Annotated in this window: 12 protein-coding genes; 4 read left to right on the forward strand and 8 right to left on the reverse strand. The window is 51.7% G+C overall.

The genetic code is table 11. The features are described from left to right. Positions 1–189: acyltransferase family protein (locus Dpoa2040_RS06015; RefSeq protein ID WP_168640636.1), on the reverse strand; the 189-nt coding region annotated here is incomplete at its 3' end. A gap of 725 nt (positions 190–914) precedes the next feature. Between Dpoa2040_RS06015 and Dpoa2040_RS06020 the strand changes: the two genes are divergently transcribed. Beyond that, positions 915–2,783 (forward strand): potassium transporter Kup, encoded by a 1,869-nt coding sequence (locus Dpoa2040_RS06020; RefSeq protein ID WP_168640637.1) that lies wholly within the window; start codon positions 915–917, stop codon positions 2,781–2,783. 282 nt (positions 2,784–3,065) lie between these two features. Here the strand turns inward: Dpoa2040_RS06020 and Dpoa2040_RS06025 are convergent, their stop codons facing one another. The 7 genes from Dpoa2040_RS06025 to Dpoa2040_RS06055 all read right to left on the reverse strand — a co-directional run bounded on the left by Dpoa2040_RS06025 (position 3,066) and on the right by Dpoa2040_RS06055 (position 12,528). After that, a complete protein-coding gene (locus Dpoa2040_RS06025; protein ID WP_168640638.1) occupies positions 3,066–4,508 on the reverse strand; it encodes a serralysin family metalloprotease in 1,443 nt (480 codons plus the stop codon). 314 nt (positions 4,509–4,822) lie between these two features. Beyond that, complete coding sequence (locus Dpoa2040_RS06030) at positions 4,823–6,211, reverse strand: TolC family outer membrane protein (RefSeq protein WP_168640639.1); 1,389 nt, start codon at positions 6,209–6,211, stop codon at positions 4,823–4,825. A gap of 12 nt (positions 6,212–6,223) precedes the next feature. After that, entirely contained in the window at positions 6,224–7,570 is a 1,347-nt protein-coding gene (locus tag Dpoa2040_RS06035) for an HlyD family type I secretion periplasmic adaptor subunit (RefSeq protein ID WP_168640640.1), read from the reverse strand. A 13-nt stretch (positions 7,571–7,583) separates the two neighbouring features. After that, positions 7,584–9,317, reverse strand: coding sequence for a type I secretion system permease/ATPase (locus Dpoa2040_RS06040; protein WP_168640641.1), 1,734 nt, complete (start codon positions 9,315–9,317; stop codon positions 7,584–7,586). Positions 9,318–9,333: 16 nt separating this feature from the next. Next, the gene (locus Dpoa2040_RS06045) at positions 9,334–9,696 is read right to left on the reverse strand and encodes a protease inhibitor Inh/omp19 family protein (RefSeq protein ID WP_210423844.1); all 363 of its coding nucleotides are present in this window, start codon (positions 9,694–9,696) and stop codon (positions 9,334–9,336) included. 185 nt (positions 9,697–9,881) lie between these two features. Then, positions 9,882–11,315, reverse strand: a complete 1,434-nt coding sequence (locus tag Dpoa2040_RS06050) for a serralysin family metalloprotease (RefSeq protein WP_168640642.1) — start codon at positions 11,313–11,315, stop codon at positions 9,882–9,884. A gap of 355 nt (positions 11,316–11,670) precedes the next feature. Continuing rightward, positions 11,671–12,528: an SDR family oxidoreductase gene (locus Dpoa2040_RS06055; RefSeq protein WP_168640643.1), complete on the reverse strand. Its 858-nt coding sequence runs from the start codon at positions 12,526–12,528 to the stop codon at positions 11,671–11,673. A 390-nt stretch (positions 12,529–12,918) separates the two neighbouring features. Here Dpoa2040_RS06055 and Dpoa2040_RS06060 point away from each other — a divergent pair, with 390 nt between their 5' ends. From Dpoa2040_RS06060 to Dpoa2040_RS06070, 3 genes are read left to right on the forward strand one after another with little or no spacing between them, the layout of a single operon-like run. After that, a complete protein-coding gene (locus Dpoa2040_RS06060) occupies positions 12,919–14,253 on the forward strand; it encodes an SrfA family protein (protein ID WP_168640644.1) in 1,335 nt (444 codons plus the stop codon). A 2-nt stretch (positions 14,254–14,255) separates the two neighbouring features. Then, complete coding sequence (locus tag Dpoa2040_RS06065) at positions 14,256–17,246, forward strand: virulence factor SrfB (RefSeq protein WP_168640645.1); 2,991 nt, start codon at positions 14,256–14,258, stop codon at positions 17,244–17,246. Continuing rightward, positions 17,243–19,753: a putative virulence factor gene (locus Dpoa2040_RS06070; protein WP_168640646.1), complete on the forward strand. Its 2,511-nt coding sequence runs from the start codon at positions 17,243–17,245 to the stop codon at positions 19,751–19,753. The genes Dpoa2040_RS06065 and Dpoa2040_RS06070 overlap by 4 nt, the downstream gene beginning before the upstream one ends. The last annotated feature ends 215 nt before the right edge of the window (positions 19,754–19,968 follow it).

Here is a 19,968-nt window from a genome sequence, read left to right on the forward strand (position 1 = left end):
AGGAGAAAGCAATAGCGCCCCACTAATCATAATAAAAACAGGGACACACCAACGCACCAGTGAATCATAGATATTTCCTGTCCACCAGGAGAAATTCCCAATATCGGCCAAACTCACAGTATAAGCAGAGACATGTAAAACAATAACAGCAAAAGTTGCTACAATTCTAGCTATATAGAGCCATTCCATTTTATTAACTTCTCTTTGTTATATATTCCATAAAATTAAGCTACATGTTATTTTTTATTTGAATCGGTCTCTATCAATAAGCATTCGTGCCGTAGCTAATGCACAAAAATTGAGCCAGCGACAAGAAAATTGTCCAACTCAATGGATAAACGTCGAGAGTAATCCATAGCGTGCGAATATATTGGAGACTACCCAGATTAAAAAATGACAATTGAAATAATCCTAATGGGACAATAGATTAATCATATCACAGTAGAAATAGCATTCCACGCATAAAACACACTACTGACAGAATCGTGAGCAAAGTAGTGTTGCCCAACCAGTCCAGCCAGCAGTTCGACTGTACACCAGCATTGTCTGACAGAATCCGCCGTTATGTGATCTGGCTCATATGGGGCAATCACGGTGCGAAATTCAATATCCCTACATTCAGTGGTACTCCCCCATTGTTCGGCCCCTCCGGTCAGTTAGTCATTTTTTATGCACAAAAAACCGGTCTGGCGTGTCGTCACCAGCTTCAATGGTAACGGCATCGTGCTGTTCTGGTTCAAATATCCCACATCGTCCCCAGGCTGCACCTTACTGCACCTCGCATCACTTTACGCTTCTTTATATTTTCTCATGTTATGCAGAATTACGGCGCTGTCACAGCCAGATAAATATAACCATCATACACTATGATTATACAGCTGTTTTCCTGATTCCAACCTCACCTGGATGTGCATATGACTCATACACAGCAAGAAAAATCACCAGGATTATTGGCTATTTCCGCCCTGGGCATTGTTTTTGGCGATATAGGTACCAGCCCACTTTATACCTTCAATACCGTAATAGAATTAGCTAACGATACCACGCAGCCAGACACTATCCTGGGCCTGCTTTCTACCTTGTTTTGGACGCTGATTATCGTTACATCGATCAAATATGCGCTATTCGCTATGCGGATCGACAATAAAGGTGAAGGCGGCGTATTGGCACTGATGTCATTGCTACAGAGTAACCAACCCAAACGTCAGAAATGGATTATTGCCGCCGGTCTGCTCGGCGCGGCATTTATCTACGGTGATGGCGCGATTACGCCAGCGATCTCGGTGCTATCAGCATTGGAAGGGTTGGAACTGGCCTTGCCCGAAACCGCCAACTACATCCTGCCGTTGACGCTGGCTTTGCTGGTTCTGCTCTTCGCCATTCAGCCGCTGGGCACAGCTAAAATCAGTCAATTTTTCGCTCCGGTGATGCTGCTGTGGTTTGCCGTATTGGCGCTGTTGGGGATCAGAAGCATCATTAATTATCCAACCGTTCTCCTGGCGTTGAACCCTGTTTATGCTCTGATGTTTTTCGTCACCCATGGACATATCGGCTTGTTAATTTTGGGCGGAGTATTTTTGTGTGTCACCGGGGCGGAAGCACTGTATGCCGATATGGGCCATTTTGGCCGCAAACCTATCTGGATTGCCTGGTATGTCATCGCCCTGCCTTGCCTGCTACTCAATTACGCAGGTCAGGCTGCGTTTATTTTATCCGGTGCTGATGTCAGCAATAATATTTTTTATCGTCTATGCCCGCCATCATTACAAATGCCATTGATTGTACTGGCAACCCTGGCCACCATCATTGCCAGCCAGGCAATTATCTCCGGTGCATTCTCGATGACTCGTCAGGCTATTCAGTTAGGCTGGCTTCCCAGGATGAAGATCACCCAAACCGCAGAGCAAAGCTATGGCCAAATTTATCTGGGAACCGTGAATTGGCTATTGATGGCAGTGACGCTGAGTCTGGTCATTTTTTTCCGGTCATCAGAGCGGCTAGCCGCTGCCTATGGTATTGCGGTTTCTATTACGATGTTGATGACCACGCTGCTACTGTATATGGCAATGAGGAAAATCTGGCACTGGAATCGGCTGCTGAGCCTGAGCATTACTGCTGTTTTCATCTTTATTGACGTAGGGTTTTTTGTTGCCAATATGCTGAAAGTATTCGATGGCGGCTATGTTCCGCTGCTGTTGGCCATTCTGATTTTCGGCATCATGTTTATCTGGCGTCGAGGCGCGACTCGTGTTTCACAAACCGTGGTGGAAAAAACACAATCGGTGGACGAATTTTTGTCGTCGTTACCCGCGAACGGGATTTCACGTGTGCCAGGTTTTGCCATATTTCTGACCCGTGTGCAGAATGTGGCTCCGCCAGTCATGCGTTGGCATGTTAAACGCAACCACGCACTACATGAAAAAATCATTTCTCTTACAATTCAGGTTCTTGATGTACCAAGGGTAAGACAGGAAGATAAGCTGGTTTTGATAGAGAAACACCCTGGGTTTTGGCAAGGTGTAGCTTATTATGGGTTTATGGAAAAACCGAATATTCCTGAGTTGCTAAAACAAACGCCGCCGTTACAAAATTGTACCGACCATGAGTCAGTGACTTATTATATTGGCCATGAATCTATTGTCGCCAAAGATGGTACCGATGCCCTGCCTCACTGGCAGTCCTACCTGTTTGCCTGGATGATGCGAAACAGTCTGCATGTCACGGAGTATTACCAGTTGCCAGGCGACCAGGTAATCGAAATTGGCCGACGTATCGCCATCTAATCACTTCACACTTCATTATGCAGGGGAAATTGCTCCCCTGCATACCGTTGATATGGCATTTGCTGAACAGAGTGACGCATTTGCGTGTAAGCCTGAATAAACTTCCCTGTCCGACGACTGAATCGCAGATGCTAATCCGGTAAGTTGTATGCCAGATTATTGTATGTTGTAACTAAAATAACATAACGACCTGCCGATGATCTTAGTAAACCGCATCGCCATGCTATGTAAATGATAAAACAGGGCAGATGAACTGCCCTGAACGATATTTTTAGGCGTTCATTATACGATGACGTCAGCCTGCGTCGCCTGACCGACTATACGTACCAGGAAATCGACCGAACTGTGGCCAGTTTCATGCAGCCACAGATTGGTGATGCTATTAGCCGCATCCCACTGCAGCATAACTTCCTGCCCTTTGCCCGTGAACTGGTCCTGCACAAAGCTCAGTTGGCCTTCACTGCGGAACGCAGACAGGTCAATTTTATCCACGCCTTTCTGGAAATCAGTAATCCAGTCGTAAGATGATACGGTGGAATCCTGACCACTACCGTAGACAAAAGTATCTCGGCCAGCGCCACCTGTCAGAGTATCTGCACCAGCAGCACCGTACAGCACATCATTGCCCGCACCGCCTTTCAGTACGTTAGCCACGCTGTTGCCCACCAGAAGATCGTTGCCGGAACCGCCAATCACATTCTCAATGGTCACGCCATGTGCAATCGATACGTTACCTTTCAGACCGCCAACATCCGAGAACGAGCCTTCATTGAGGTTGACGCGTTGGTTACTGCTATAACCGGAGAAGTCAAACGTGTCGTTGCCACCCGCATCCCATACCGAGAACATCAACGCTTTGTTGCTGCCAGTCGCGGTATAGAAATCACGATCAGTATTGGAATTGAAGCCATACACAGTATCACCAGTGCGAGTGGTCATATTGGCGCCATATAGCTTCTGGATCGCTGCAATATCATCGATCATCGGGCCGGCAGAATAGTGACCTCTAAAGTCGCCGCCGGTACTTTCCACATCCCAGTAGCTCATGATGCTGAACTGACGGGAGTCTTCCGCATAGGCAGCACTATTCTCGTAACTGATATCCCCTTCACCCGCGTTATATTCAGCAGGATGAGATAAACCCAGCGCATGACCGATTTCATGGGTAAATGTCTGGCGACCATACTCTTCGGCCCCCGGACTACGGATATTAGACTGATTATAGTTAAACCAGGTGCTGCCAGCCGCCTGATAATTGCCCGGATAATAGGCATAAGCCTGAGTGCCGTAGTCCAGATTGCCGCTCGCATCACGTGTGTAATTACCAAAAGTGATATTGGCTGATTTATTTCCCGTCACCTCGGTAAAGGTAAGATTTGCGAGATCTGACCATGATTGCAGAGCCAACTTCGCTTGCGCCACCTGCTCTGCATTGAATTTCACAAAGCCGGTATCGCCAGCCGGAGTTGAACTGGCCGATTGCAAAAACTTAAATGTTAGACTAGCTGATTTTCCAAATACATTGTTCCCATTCCAGCTAACATTTTCACGGGTAATTTGCGACGTCGCTTGTTCAGCAGAATAAGATGCTTTTCCGTTGACAGTGAGGTTATTGCCCCGATCATGATAATGCAGGAAATCATAAATGGAATTATACGTACTACTGGCATTTGCCGATAATGCGTTTTGAGCATCAATTTGACGTAACGGCAGATTTTTTTCCATAAAATCCTCCAGAGATAACATAACAGAATGTTGTCATTGTTATTCAGAGCAGGCAAAGCTCTGTCAGAATGACATTATTAATAAGATTTCCGCAGAAATCTTATTAAACAGGATAGTGATATAGTGATACCACCCTGTTTAATACCTTTAGTGGTTGTTTTTGCACTCCACTGCTTTATTTGTGATATATCTCGCCATTAAATCGTCAGCGTCAGAAATTATTCTAATCAGCGAATTTAATGACGCACTACACTTTCCCAACAGCCTGGGAAATCAATTTTGTGACAGTCATACGAATTAACGAAAAAACATTATCAGTTTGCTTTATTTCCGGGTGTCGTCTTTACCCTATTCTTATTAGCAGCAGCAACAGGTTGAAACCAGGCAGCCAATTGCATCATATCTTGTTCGTTCAACGTACCGGCGGTATAGCGCAGATTCAGCCACGCCTGAAGCCAACGATATTTAACCTCCGCCAGCTCGCGTCTGGCGTTGTACCATTCTTGTTCTGCCATCAGCACATCAAGATTGATACGCTCTCCTCCCGCAACGCTTTGCCGCGTGGCACGGATGGTTTCCTCTGCCGCAGCCACACTCATCTGCCAGGCACGGATTCTGGCAGCCCCGTTGGTACACAGATTGAACTGGCGGCGTAGCTCAGCGAAAGTCTGGCGGGTCTGATTATCCAGCTCAGCCTGACTTTGCTGGTATTCCGCAGCAGCCTGACGCATTGACGCGGAAACAGCGCCACCGGAATACAGCGGCACACGGACTTGCAATCCAACGGTCTGGGTATCGTATTTCTGATTATAGTTATATTCGGACTCCGACAAGCTGTTGCGGGTGGACGCGACCAGATCCAACGTCGGCAGATGACCCGCGCGGTTACGCTCAATTTCATAGCGACTGTAATCGACAGTTTCACGTTGCGCCGCCAGCTTCGCGTTATGCCGAACTGCCAGCTCACGCCACTGCGTCAACGAGCGGTTTTCAGTCACATTATCCGGCAACCCTTCCAGCACCAACGGTGATAAATCATGAATCTGTAGTGGTGAACCGAGCATGTTTTCCAGCGTGGTCATGGCGGCATCCAGCGTATCTTCCTGCTCAATACGCTGCGCTTCTGTGACGGTGTAACGTGCTTCCGTTTCACGCAGATCGGTCTGCGTTCCTTCACCCGCTGCCAATAAACGCCGGTTCAGCACCAGTTGCTCCTGATAGGCGCGGCGCTGCGCATCCAGCAGCATCAGTTTTTCCTGCGCCAACAGCGCTTCGCTCCAGGACTGATACAAACGTACCATCAGTTCCTGACTGCGATCACGAAATCGCTGATCGGCCATCAGTTTTCGGGTAATCCCCTGTTGGTAACGTGCCCAGGCGGCATAATCCAGCAGCGGCTGACGCAGCGTCAACGTCGAGACATAGTTATCGTAATCGCGTTGGGTCGTGTTATTCAGCGTCCGATCTCGTTGTGTCACTTTGGAATGGCTGTAATTGGCACCATAGCTGTACTGTAACGATGGCAGCAATCCAGCACGGCCAATTGCCACCTCTTCCTGACCAGCATCACGCTCAAAACCGGCAGCCCGAAGCTGTGCATCATTACGCAGTGCCAGTTCCCATGCATCCAGCAGCCCCATTGCCTGAGCAGTGCCGCCCGACAGAGATAACACAATTGCTAGTAATAACACTGTCCTTCGCATGTATTCCTTCCGCTATTCTTCCGTCAACGCCAGATGCATACGATCCATCAAAGGCTTAAACAGATAATTGATAAACGACCGCTCTCCAGTACGGACAAATCCCTGTACCGGCATACCGGGTTTAATTTCCAGCCCATGCAACGAGCGTTTGCCTTCTTCACTCACCTGAATACGCAGGCTGTAGTACGGCGTACCGTCTTTTTCATCCACCAGCCTATCAGCGGAAAGCAGGGTCACCGTACCCGGTACTCTCGGCGTGGTGCTCTGGCTGAACGCAGTAAACTGCAATTCCACCGGCAGTCCGGCCCTGATTTTGTCTACCATTTCCACCGGAATACGACCATCTACCAGCAGAGGTTGATCCTCAGGAACGATATCCATCATCACCTGTCCTGGGGCGATCACCCCACCCTCTGTGAAAATCTTCATATCCACCACGGTGCCGGCAACCGGCGCACGCACCTGTACATTGGCCAGATTGAAATCCGCCTTCTCACGCTGGCTGATCACTTCATTCAGCCTGGCCTGCACGTCCGACAATTCGCTGTTAACCTCTTTATCGTATTCCTGCTGGCGTTGAGCGATACGCAATTTTTGCTGCTGAATATCGCGTCGGGTTCTCCCCACTTCACCACTAATTTTCGCTAGTTCGCCGCTAACTTGTGCGAACATGCGTTCTGTCTCCAGCATTTTATTGCGCGGAACATAGTTATCCGCCGCCAATGGCCGCAACCCTTGCAACTGTTGGTTCAATGCCGTTTGCTCAGACTGCTTGCTGGTCATCACTTTTTCTAATGCGCTAAGGGATGTTTCCATACCATCGATACTGGTGCGAACCCCTTCGGTTTCCAGCTTCAGCACCCACTGACGACTGCGCAGCAGGTCTGCCTGCAATGCCATGATGGTGGCCATTTCCGGTCTCTGACGTGCCTGAACCAGCCGCGGCGTCTCCACCAGCGACGATTGGTTTCGTTGTTCCGCCAGTAACCGGGCTTCACGGGCAATCAGTTGATCATACTGGGCGCCCAGTCCTTCGCTGGTGGTACGTGCATCGACCTCATTCAGCGTTAATAGTATCTGTCCGGCAGCAACACGCTCGCCTTCCTTCACCTGTATCCGGTCAATAATCCCGCCTTGCATGTGCTGAATCACCTTGCGATTGCCGGACACCACGACATTGCCTGCGACCGCGACCCCTTTATCCAGCGGCGCCAGCAATGCCCACAGTAGAAAACCGCCAAAACCAGCAAACACCAGCCACCATCCCAACCGTAACGCCCGCTCTTCATCACGAATGGCACGATCACGCATTGCCGTTTCGTTTACTTCATCCAGTGTCGTTACATCCATGCTTGTCATCAGTTAATCCCTGTCATTGCGGCATCGCAGCCGGGGCGTTCATCCGGGCCTGATTAGCGGCGCTGCGCTGCTGTAATTCCGTCAGCACATCCCGCGCTAACCCCATACGCTGCTGCTGACCCTCATGAAGGATCAGAATTTTCTGCGCCAGCGTGGTTAATGCCGGACGGTGGGTAATCAGTACCACGGTGGCACCCCGTTTTTGCAACGCGACAATCGCCTGCATCAGGGCCTGATCGCCTTCACTATCAAGGCTGGCGTTCGGTTCATCCAGAATAAGCAGACAAGGTTCATCGTACATGGCGCGCGCCAGACCGATACGCTGTCGCTGGCCGCCGGACAAACCACTACCGCCCTCGCCCAATTCCGTGTCATAGCCATTCGGTAATGACAGAATCAGTTCATGTACTCCCGCCAGTTTTGCTGCCGACACCACTTTTTCCGCGACGGCATCGCCAAACCGGGCAATGTTTTCCGCCAGCGTTCCTCTGAACAACTGCACATCCTGCGGCAAATAACCAATGGCAGGCCCAAATACGGTTTTATCCACCAGATTAAGATCAGCACCATCCAAACGCACTTTGCCTTGTGTCGGCGCTTGCGCACCGGCCAGCAAGCGAGCCAGCGACGATTTGCCGGAACCGGATGCCCCCAGAATCACCAGAGTTTCGCCAGCCCGTAGTGAAAAATGGATATTCTGCAAGCGAGCTTTGCCATTGTCCTGTGCTGATCGCAGCAAAACCTGTTCGACACTCAGATTCCCTTCCGGCGCAGGCAACGCCATCCCGATTGAACGCGGTGGATAGGCGGCAATCAACCGGGTCAGACGTTGCCAGGCAATGCGTGCACTGCTCCACTGTTTCCATACTGCAATCAGTTGATCGATAGGGCTAAGTACCCGACCAACCAAAATTGAGCCGGCAATCATCATCCCCGGCGTAATTTTGCCTTCAATCGCCAGCAATGCTCCCAACCCCAGCATCAGCGACTGCAACGCAATGCGACTGTACTTGGATGCCCCACCGACCGCGGCGGCACGCTCACTGGCCAGGTTTTGCAGAGAAATAAAGCGATAATGACGCGCCAGCCAGCGCCGACGCAGATTGCTCAGCATTCCCATCGCTTCAATAACGTCGGCATTGCGCAACTGCGCATCCGCCAGGTGAGTCGCCTGCTGCGACTGCTGGTTGGCTTCCGCCAGCGGCTGACTGGTCAGGCGCTGGTTTAACCAGGTCAGTGCGACCAATACCACCGTTCCCCCCAGAGCCAACAACCCCAACCACGGGTGTAGCAAAAACAGCACCAGTAAAAACAACGGGAACCACGGCACATCGAAAAAGGCGAACAGGGCGTTGCCGGTAATAAACTGGCGTAACAGCGTGAGATCGGTCAATGCCAGCCCGGCACGACCATCGCCTGCTTCCAGATTACGGGCAAACGCCGCATTAAAGACATCCTGATTGAGCGCCAGATCAATACGGGTACCTAAACGTACGACCAGCAGGCTGCGAACCCACTCCAGCGCTCCCATGAAGGCACACAGCCCTGCCATCAGCAACGTCAGCATTAGCAAAGTGACGCCATTACCGGACGCCAACACCCGGTCATACACCTGCAGCATATAAACCGAAGGTGCCAGCATCAGCAGGTTGATGACGGCGCTGAAAATTCCGACGCTCCAGAAACTACGGCGGAACTGACGCAGTACGCCGAATAACGAACGATCTTGCTCAGAAGAAACATTCACGGCAGGCCTCTCTCCTTCAGGCTTTCTTTTTCAAAGTGCGAACGCGGCCATCGGTCAGCTTATGTTCGAAGTGATCGCGGTTGCGGCTGAAAAACGCCACTGCCGAGCCATCTGCCTGCGTCAGCGTCAAACCGTCGGGCGTAGGTCGCCAGCCGACCGGCGCCTGCGGCAGCAATGCCTGCAGGCACGAGTGGTCGCCAGTCAATGTCCAGGTAGTGCCGTCAAGCACATCCGTGTTCAGCCGAATATCGCAGTGCTGCTCCGTGCTGCTCAATACCCACTCGCCGCTCAGCTCAGCTGCGGATGGTAATCTCAGACTGCTCGCCATACATCCTCCACTCAGTGCACTCAGTAATGTTGCAATAATCAGCTTTTTCATGATATTTCCATCATTCGGTTATCAGAGCGCGCCATTCATGATTCAAGCTATCTGGTTAAATATATTGATAATGGCAGGCTCATCCATATGAAGCATGGCCTGCCATTATTGATGGCCTTGTAAATAACAGATTTTTTTCTATTTTTGTTAAAAACTCACACTGTCGTTAAACGAACACACTGTATTTAAACAATGAAATCCGACGGCTGTAATATCTTACCAACAATATTAACCATAAAATCAGCGGTGCTGTGTCCGCTTAAATGCATCCACATATTGGTTTGATTAGATTGATCATCCCAATTCAACAACACTTCGTTTCCGGCGCCGGAGAAATGCTCGACAAACTGGAGGTCATGATTCTTATTAAATGCGGACAAGTCGATTTTGTCCTGGCCACGCTGGAAATCAGTAATGGTATCCGGTGCCGATGCGAGTGAATCTTTTTCCCAAGCATAAACAAAAATATCTTTACCAGCCCCGCCAGTTAACATATCTGCGCCACCATCACCGTAAAGCACATCATTACCCGCACCGCCGTCAATACGATTATCAGACAGATTTCCCACAATCACATCATTGCCTGAACCGCCAATCGCATTCTCTATTACCGCACCCGCTGCAATGGAGACATTGCCTTTTAATCCGCCGACATCTGAAAAAGTTTCGCTGATAAGGCTGATGCGCTGATTAGCGCTATAACCGGAAAAGTCAAAGGTATCATTGCCGCCCGCATCCCAAACGGAAAATATCAGCGGTGTTTTACTGTCGGTCGCGGTATAAAAATCACGACCTGCATTGGAGTGGAACCCGTATACCGTATCGCCAGCGCGGGTAGTCATGTTAGCACCATACAGTTTTTGGATCGCCGCGATATCATCCATTAGCGGGGCAGCGGCATGATAACCATGAAAATCACCGCCGGTATAACTTTCATTCCAGTAACTCATGATACTGAACTGGCGGGTATCTTCAGCGTAGGTCACGTCTTTATAGCCCGGATTGCCATCGGAAGAATCATAATCGCCAGGGTGATACAACCCCAGCGTATGACCGATTTCATGCGCCAGCGTATTACGGCCAAATTCATTGATATCTGGCCGTTGATTATCCGCCTGATTGTAATTAAACCAGGCTGAACCAGCCCACTTCCAATTACCGGGATAGAAACCAAATGCCTGACTATCGTTATCCGTATAGCCATCCGAAGTTAATGTATAGTTACCGAATTTAATCGTAGCGCGTTGAGGATCTTTAACTTCCGTAAAAGTCACATTCGCTATATCCGCCCAGGATTGTAATGCCAGTTTGGCCTGCTGAATTTGTGCAGCGTTAAATTTGACGAAACCCTTGAAATTATCAGGCATGTTGGCATCAGAAACCGACTGAAGAAAAGCGTAAGTCAGTGCCGCAGGTTTACCGAAAACGTTTTCGCCATTCCAGGTGACATTGCCTCTGGTTATTTGATCTCGCGCCTGTTCCAGCGTATAGGATGATTTATCGCCAATATTGCCATCCCCACGGTGGTGATAATTCCAGAATTGATAGACATCCGCCACACCGGTATAACCGCCAGATGATGCGGAAGACAGATCGATTTTCTTACTATATAAAGCCATAGCATTTCCTCCATAAAATTCGTTTTACGCCTGATGCGTTGTCCTTTGTAGGGATGACATCCGTTGATCAAACCGTGACTTTCATAAACGACTTGCTAAACGCTAATCCTTCGTTTTGTGGAATGTTCCTTGTTATTGCGTTTATCAAATTGAGAATCAGCATAACCTGAAGATATAGATAGATTAGTGAAATAGAAAAAAAAGACAACGATACGAAAAAAAAATCGACAAATTATTACCCTGCTTCTAGGTTACAAAAAAAAACCAGATAGAACATGGCGGTAGGGAAAATTCACAGAATAAAAAGTGGCGCGACGGTAATCTGTCGCGCCACTTTTCATGATATGAAAATAAATTACAGCGATGCCAGCGTACTACGAATGACCTCGGCATAAGGCGTTGTCGGACGCCCCAGCAGCGCTGACAGCGCATTCTTATCATCAAACAACTCGCCTTTTTCCGCCCCCGCATCCGAATCAGCCAGCATATCGGCAATGCCTCCTGGCAAGCCTGCGCCTTTTAGCGCGTTGGCAAAATCGGCTGGTGACAGGTTGACATACTGCACCGGCTTGCCGCTCTGCCGGGCGATCTCGGCAGTAAATTCCGCCAGCGTGTAACTATTATCACCGGCTAGTTCATAGATTTTCCCTTCCTGACCGCTCAATTGCAGCACGATAGCCGCCGCTTGCGCATAATCGCTACGCGCCGCCGAAGCAATGCGGCCTTCGCCGGCGGCACCAATAAACGCCCCGTGTGCCAGTGCCGGGGCAATACTGGCGGCATAGTTTTCGGTATACCAGCCGTTGCGAAGAATCACATAAGGAACGCCGGATGCCTTCAGCGCCACCTCCGTCGCCAGATGCTCAACCACAAGCCCCAGCGATGAGGTGTCCGCATGTAGCAGGCTGGTATAGACAATCAGGCTGACCCCTGCTTCTTTGGCAGCGTCGATTACCGCTTTGTGCTGCGTTTCGCGTTTGCCGACTTCACTAGATGAAATCAACAGCAGTTTATCTACCCCGTTTAATGCCTTGACCAGTGTTTGCGGTCGGTCGTAATCGCCATAACGTACATGCACCCCTTTCGACGCCAGCCCATTGGCTTTAGCCGGGTCGCGCACCACAGCAACGATCTGTGCTGTCGGTACTGACTTCGCCAGCGACTCAATCACCAGACGGCCCAGTTGGCCAGTAGCTCCTGTAATAGCAAACATCGTTTACTCCCGTTAAATGAAAAACCACTGCACACCTAACCCGGATACCCCAGGCCCATACCAGCTGAAGTTCTTTCCAGCAGCATAAGCCTAAATTCATTTTTAGTAAGTACTCGCAGAAAGGTTAATCTAAAATAAAATTGTCGATAGCATCACAGAACACTCGCCATCTGCTTTCCGCAGGTGTGTTAGCGGCTCATCAGCGACCGGTTTTTTAGTTCCAGTCGCATCGTACTTATGCGATATTGCTTTCCCAGAGAGCTTATGGAGCAAATATTTGTCATATTTGTCACTTCTTTACGTATTTGATTCGCGCTCATCAGAATTATAATCGCAGATATTGAACATGATTTTCTGCCTTTACGGTTTATCACAAAGGGTCTCTTTGGCGTGGCAAAATTATTTTTACGCAGCGGAAATTTAGACGATTTTCTTGCGTTGGGAGAAAACGGCCAACCCGTTTATGCTTCAGCGCTGCAATTACGAGAAACACTGCGTCTTCGCAAACAACAGCCTATCGCTGATTGTCTGGCCATTCCGCAACCGAACGAAGAGGGTGACCGCATCGACTGGTATGCACCCTTCTCCGGTAAAATTACCTCCTGGATGGCAGCCAGCGACGAACAACGCGAACAGGCGTTGACGCTTCTGGAACAGTATCTCAGCACCGTTGACGCCATCAGTGAACGGGCGCGTCAATCCGACAAACCGGCACAGAAACTCTTTGGGGTGCTACTATCCAAAGCGTTCCAGTTTCCTGGCTCCAATCACGTCTATCTGGTGGATGATAAACCGGTTGTCACCTTCTGGGGATTCGTCAGCCTGGGCAAAAAATCCCGTGCTGATGTGCTGGAGTGTCTGCGTCCGGTCGAGCCGGTTGAAATCCCGGAACCCGTTGCGGAACCACTGCCGGAAGTCATTACTCAGGTAGCCGATCCCGAACCGGAGCAACCGCCGCAACCAGTTGAACCAGAACCGGTCATCATTGCAGATATTCCAGAGCCGGTCGCGCCTGTGCAAGCTACGCCAGCGCCGCGCCGGATGTGGACCAACATCTGGTGGCTGGCGCCGGGTGCCGCGCTGCTGGCAACGCTGGCGTTCCAGATCCGCGGTTGCGTCTCGCAGCCCGAAAGCAGCACGCCACCAGCCGTCACCGCTATCAAGCCGGAAAAACGTGCGCTGAGCGCAACGCCAACAGAGGCGCTTGTGCAGCCGGAACTGCCGCTGCATGTCGCCACCTTGTTGCCGCAGACCACCGTAGCCGAACAGAAAAAACCGGAAGAAAAAACAGAAAAAGCACCGGAAACAACAGCTCCCACCGTGTTGGCCGCTGCACCGAAGGGTGCACTGGTGATGCCTGCCGATGCGGTGAAAATCGGTTCCATCCGTTTCCTTGATGGCATCTGGCTGACAACCGTGTCGGTGAAAAATCCGCTAACCGGTAAACCACCGGTTCTCCGCTACCAGATCAAAGACGGCAAAGGCCGAGTGCGTTTTACCTACGGCGAGAATGTGACCTGTCATGCCGAGGTGGAAGCCGGGTTGCATCAGTCCGGTAATCTGGTGATCAACAGCCGCTATCGAGCGCGCTGCAGCGATGGTTCCCGTTATCCCATGCCGGAAATCGTCTGTACTCGCCAGGAATCGAGCGAGGCTGCGGAATGTAAAGGCCGCTATGATGCCGATACTTTGCTACCGGTGACGATTAAGCGTGAGAGCAAATAACCATGCTGGCAACCCTGACAGACTATAAACAACAGATTACGCTGATTCAGAATAGCGGTATTCAGTTTCTTGATTTTGCACTGAAGCTCACGCCGGCGCGTTCAGGCTTCGCTAATCGTTTTGTGCGCAAGAGCGCCAACGGGCCGCTGCTGCGGCTGACGTACAACGAACACAACGGAAAATACACATTGCCGAGTGCAATGCAGGTGCTGCCGGAAGCGGTCAATCCGGAATCCAGCTACACGCTGGAACAGTCACTGCACTTGTTGAGCAACGTGTGGTTGCCACTGCCCTTCTTCCGCTTCAATCCACCGCGCACCTTCATGGGCGGCCCGGATAACTGGGCGCGGGTACAAGTGCTGGAACTGGCTGAGCCAGACGATGACGGCAATACTCACCGCATTTGTCTGGCGTTCGATACCCGCGTTTACCCGGAAAGTCACGATCTGGAAGCGCTGGCGCCCAGCGAAAACGACATCAACGCCGGGCGCTTGTTCACACTGGCTTACCACAGTGAAGAACTGGACGATTTCCTCGACCAGACCTGGGTGGACGGCTGGCTACGCGAAGCATTTTCCCAGCAGGCGCTGGCGGTGGAAAACCGTAAGCCCCGCGATATTCGCCAGAACCTGCGCGAGTTCGAATATCAGGCGCATTACCTGAATCTGCTGGATATCATGGTGACACTGTTAAATGTGCCGGAGATTCGTATCACCAGCAGTACGCTGAAAGAACCTGCCATCAATGTGGACCTGATTCTTGATGTCGGCAACTCCCACACTGCCGGAATTTTGGTGGAAGACCACGCTGACGAGAGTAACGGTCTCAAGCAGACCTACGAACTGCAGATCCGCGATTTGGAACAGCCCCATTATCTGTACAACGAACTGTTCGACAGCCGGGTGGAGTTCGCACAGGCGCGGTTCGGTAAACAGAACTTTTCCTTCGAAAGCGGACGCGACGATGCGTTTGTCTGGCCATCGATTACCCGTGTCGGGCGCGAGGCCAGCCGTCTGGCGCTGCAACGTCAGGGCACCGAAGGCGCCAGCGGCATATCCAGCCCACGACGTTATCTGTGGGATGAAGAGCCGTACGCGCCAGGCTGGCGTTTCAGTCAGACCACCAGCCCGCGCCAGCAAGAACCGTTAGCGACCGCCATGCCGTTGACCATGCTGGTCAACGATGAAGGCCAGCCGTTGTTCAGCCTGCCGCTGGACGAACGTCTGCCGGTATTTGACCCGCACTACAGCCGCAGCTCGGTAATGACGTTCATGCTCTCCGAACTGCTGGCACAGGCGCTGATGCAAATGAACAGCGCCACTCAGCGCCTGAAAATGATTCACACCAACGCGCCGCGGCAGTTGCGCAATATTATTCTGACGCTGCCCTCGGCGATGCCCAAACCGGAGCGCGAGATCTTCCGCCGCCGCATGATCGAAGCGATAGGGCTGGTATGGAAAGCGATGGGCTGGCACCCCGCCGATGAAGATTTCCTGGCGGCAGACGACAAGCGCCACAGCAGCGTGCCGGTGCCGGAAGTCCAGATGGAGTGGGATGAAGCCACCTGTGGGCAAATGGTGTACCTCTATAACGAAGCACAGGTGAATTTTGGTGGCCGGGCGGAAGCTTTCTTCGCCAGTATGGCGCGGCCAGACAAAGAATTGGCGGATGATGAGCAACCGGGGAAAACCCTGCGCATCGCGTCTATTGATATCGGCGGCGGCACCACCGACCTGGCGATTACTCAATACTGGCTGGACGACGGCGTCGGCAGCAATGTCAAAATCATCCCCCGCCTGCTGTTTCGTGAAGGGTTTAAAGTCGCCGGCGATGACATACTGCTGGACGTGATCCAGCTGTATGTGTTGCCTGCATTGCAAGCCGCGCTGAAAAAAGCCGGCGTCACCAGCCCGGACAACCTGATGACCCGACTGTTTGGCAGCGAAGGCCGCATGGACGGCCAGTTGACGCTACGCCAGCAGGTGACGCTGCAAATGTTCATTCCTATCGGCCAGGCGATTCTGGAAGCCTACGAGCAGTTCGACCCGCTCGATCTCAATGCGGAAATCGACACCACGTTTGGTGAAGTACTGCTGCAAACACCGACGCGTAAAGTGCTGGAATACGTTAACAACGAGATTCAGCGCGAGCTGCCGGACGAAGAAAGCCCGTTCGATATTTTGCAGGTACCGCTGATCCTGCGTCTTGGCAAGCTGCACAGCGAGTTTCTGGCTAACCGCATGAGCATTACCCAGCATCTGCGTCTGATGTCGGAAGTGGTATCGCTGTATGCCTGCGACGTGCTGTTGCTGACCGGTCGGCCATCTCGTTTCCCTGGCATTCAGGCGTTGTTCCGCCACCTGCAACCGTTGCCGATTAACCGCATGATGTCGCTGGACGGTTATCACACCAGCGACTGGTATCCGTTTAACAAACGCGGTCGTATTGAAAATCCGAAATCTACCGCGGCGGTGGGCGCGATGCTCTGTCTGCTGGCGCTGGATCTGCGCCTGCCCGGTTTTTACTTCAAAGCCGGGGATTTCGAACCCTATTCCACGGTGCGTTACCTCGGCATGTTGGACAGCACGAACACGCTCACCGCTGATAATGTCTACTATAACGATATTGATCTGGATGATGCGGATTTCACGCTGGACGATCAGAGCGGTTTCGAAGTACGTGGTTCACTGTGTCTCGGTTTCCGCCAGTTGGATAACGAACGCTGGCCCGCCTCGCCGCTCTACTCGCTGTCGATTGTTGATCCGGAGTTGGCTCGCAAGGTCGCCGGTGACAGCGTACTGCATGTACGACTGAAAGTGGTGCCGGGCGACGATAACCTGACGCCAGAACGTTTCGAGATAGCCAATGCGGTGCTAGGCTCCGGGCATACCATTTCACCACATCAATTGAGGTTAAAACTGAATACCTTGTCCAGCACGGTTTCCGGCACGGCACACTATTGGATCGATAGCGGGAGCGTCTTCAAGAAATGAAACCATTAACGCCCAAACAGTTGTCGAGCCGCCTCAGCCGCCAGTTGCAATCCGTTTCGCAAGGTGTGGATCAGGCGATCACCTGGGTGGAGGAAACCCGGCGTAACGTTCCCCGCCTGGACATGGAAGCCGATAGGCTCATCATCAAATTGCGGCGTTGCCGCAACAAAGCCCGCGGGTTGTCTGACTCATCACTCAAAGAGATCGCCATGGGGATGTTCGGGCTGGCGCAAGGCGGCAAAACCTACCTGCTGACCTCACTGGCTGGCGGAGAAAACGGGCGCATCGAAACCTCCGTCGGCGGTGTGACGCTGGATTACCAGAAAAATATTAATCCAGATAACCAGCAACCGGCCTTTGTCACCCGTTTTACCCGGCAGGCTGAAGGCAAAAATACCCCGAACCCGGTGCAACTCCAACTGCTTAACGAAGCCGACATCGCCCGTATTATGGCCTACGCTTTCATACTGGACGATAGTCAGAACAATGCGCCGGAACTTGATGAGCAACATATTGCCGAACACCTGAAAACCCTGTCGCGGCATCGCCAGCAGGAACCCGTAGCCGGGCTGAGCAGCGATGATGTGGTTGCGATATGGGATTACCTGATGCGCCATGACGCCCGGCGGCAAAAACCACTGGAGCGAAAATTCTGGCCGCTGGCGGTCGAACTGGCACCGCACCTCGGTATTGATGACCGCGCCAGCCTGTTCTCGATTCTATGGGGTGAGCGGGCGGAATATACCTCACTCTACCGCCATTTTGCCCACACGCTGGAACAATTGTCCGGCGCACGCAAAGTACTGGCGCCGATTAGCCTGCTGGTAGACGATGCGCTGCAACCTGACAGCGGCATTTTTAATGCCAATCAGTTTGATCGCCTCAACAGCCCTTCCGATCTCAGCGCGCAGGTCCGCCCTATCGTCAATGGCAGAGCCGCCAGAACGGTAGAGCTGTCGCTGGCAGAACTGATCATGCTGACCGCTGAAGTACAGATTCCGCTGTTATCGCCCCCCAAAGAAACACTGTTCGGGCAGGTCGATTTGCTCGATTTTCCAGGTTTCAGCCTGCAGGACGAGCCAGAATTCGAATCGGACGACGAGAATCCAGACCGATTGTTGCGACTCAAACCGCACCCGCTGTCTCGTGCATTGCTGCGCGCCAAACGTGCCTATCTGCTGGAGCGCTATACCGACGATCAGGAAATGAACCTACTGATGGTCTGTACTGCCGCCGCCTGCAAAGCGGACGTGCGCCATGTTGGTCGGGCGTTGGATTTCTGGGTACGCCATACTCAGGGGGAAAATCCGCAAATCCGCAGCCGCCGTAAACCCGGCCTGATTTGGGCGGTAACTCGCCATGACCGGCGTTTTACCCACGGTCAAAACAACGATGAGGCGGTACAACGTTATGTGGGCAACCCCGGTGATGCCTGGGGCACTATGCTGGCAATGGACAAGCGCGGTATCAACCGGATGGCCGCGTGGCTGGATACCGAAGTTCGCCGTGAGGTCAAATTGGGTCGCATCAACGAACAATTGAGCGAGTTACAGCGTGAGTTGTCCGATAATCTGCTTGGTAGCTGGTATCAGCCAAGCGGTGCCGATGACCCGGCGCACAAACAACGGATCGCTGAGTCGATGCTCAAAGCGTTGCAGACCCGAACCGGCGTACACGGCGAATTGCTGGAACGGTTGCTGCCCTCCCGCGATGAGCTGCGCCGCCTGTATCTGCAACAGCAAGAGCAACCACAGCGTAACTTTGCCTCCTATCAGGAAACACCGGATACAGCAGTACCACTGGTCAGTTACGAACCGTTTGGCGTCGGACTGGATATCGACCTGTTCAGTAATGATACCGAACAAGCCGACAGCGAAGAAAAAACGCTGCTTGCCGCCCCGGTACACACCGATGAAGATCAAGCCGAAAACCACAGCTACGAGACAGAGTTTGCCCGTAATCTGTACCGGTACTGGGTCAACCACCTGCGCAATCTGCCGGAAAACACCGCCATTATCGAATTGCTGGGCATCAATCGCCCCACTATCGAAATGTTGGTGGAAGAGTTGATCACCGCCAGCGTCCGATTGAGGATCGAGGACGATCTACAAATTATGCTGGTGGATTCGGGGCAGTTGGGGGTTAACCGTGAAAGCAAGGCGGATCGTCAGGTGTCACGTGCACTCAACGTACTCGGCGACTTCGTCGCCTGGCTGGGCTTTCAGCAAGTATCGGAATCTCTGCGCCCAGATAGCCGCGTCAACAAAGGCAACAAGATCTTTGCCAAACCGGAGAAGCAGACAGCCAACTTTGGCTCCTCACGACGGCTGACCAAGTTATCGGCAACACCGGTCAACAATACCGCGTATTACATCTATGACTGGCTGATAGGCCTGAATGAGATGATCATCCAGAACGCCGGTTACGCCGCTGGTCGTGATATCAAACCCAAGCAGCGTGAACGGCTGGGAACCATCCTCAGTTTGATCAAACCAACTGAAGGCTAACGCGTGGGCGGAGCATTACGCTCCGCCTTCCACCATTCCATGGTGCAAAAAGTTAAGCAATCAAATAATTATATTGTTTTCCTTGCTTATTCTTTCGACAACATCACGTTATAAATCAGGCTGATCTTGCAAAAATGCAGCGCTCACGTCATAGTTTTAGTCAGGGTGCGTACTGTTGTTCCGAAAGTTGTACCACATGTTGTATCGAATATTGT

Source organism: Dickeya sp. CFBP 2040 (assembly GCF_012273755.1).
GTDB lineage: Bacteria > Pseudomonadota > Gammaproteobacteria > Enterobacterales > Enterobacteriaceae > Dickeya > Dickeya poaceiphila.

Coding starts and splice junctions, on each gene's coding strand:
- Dpoa2040_RS06045 (WP_210423844.1), bottom strand. CDS start 9,696: ATGAAAAAGCTGATTATTGCAACATTACTGAGTGCACTGAGTGGAGGA.
- Dpoa2040_RS06030 (WP_168640639.1), bottom strand. CDS start 6,211: ATGCGAAGGACAGTGTTATTACTAGCAATTGTGTTATCTCTGTCGGGC.
- Dpoa2040_RS06055 (WP_168640643.1), bottom strand. CDS start 12,528: ATGTTTGCTATTACAGGAGCTACTGGCCAACTGGGCCGTCTGGTGATT.
- Dpoa2040_RS06020 (WP_168640637.1), top strand. CDS start 915: ATGACTCATACACAGCAAGAAAAATCACCAGGATTATTGGCTATTTCC.
- Dpoa2040_RS06065 (WP_168640645.1), top strand. CDS start 14,256: ATGCTGGCAACCCTGACAGACTATAAACAACAGATTACGCTGATTCAG.
- Dpoa2040_RS06050 (WP_168640642.1), bottom strand. CDS start 11,315: ATGGCTTTATATAGTAAGAAAATCGATCTGTCTTCCGCATCATCTGGC.
- Dpoa2040_RS06035 (WP_168640640.1), bottom strand. CDS start 7,570: ATGACAAGCATGGATGTAACGACACTGGATGAAGTAAACGAAACGGCA.
- Dpoa2040_RS06070 (WP_168640646.1), top strand. CDS start 17,243: ATGAAACCATTAACGCCCAAACAGTTGTCGAGCCGCCTCAGCCGCCAG.
- Dpoa2040_RS06025 (WP_168640638.1), bottom strand. CDS start 4,508: ATGGAAAAAAATCTGCCGTTACGTCAAATTGATGCTCAAAACGCATTA.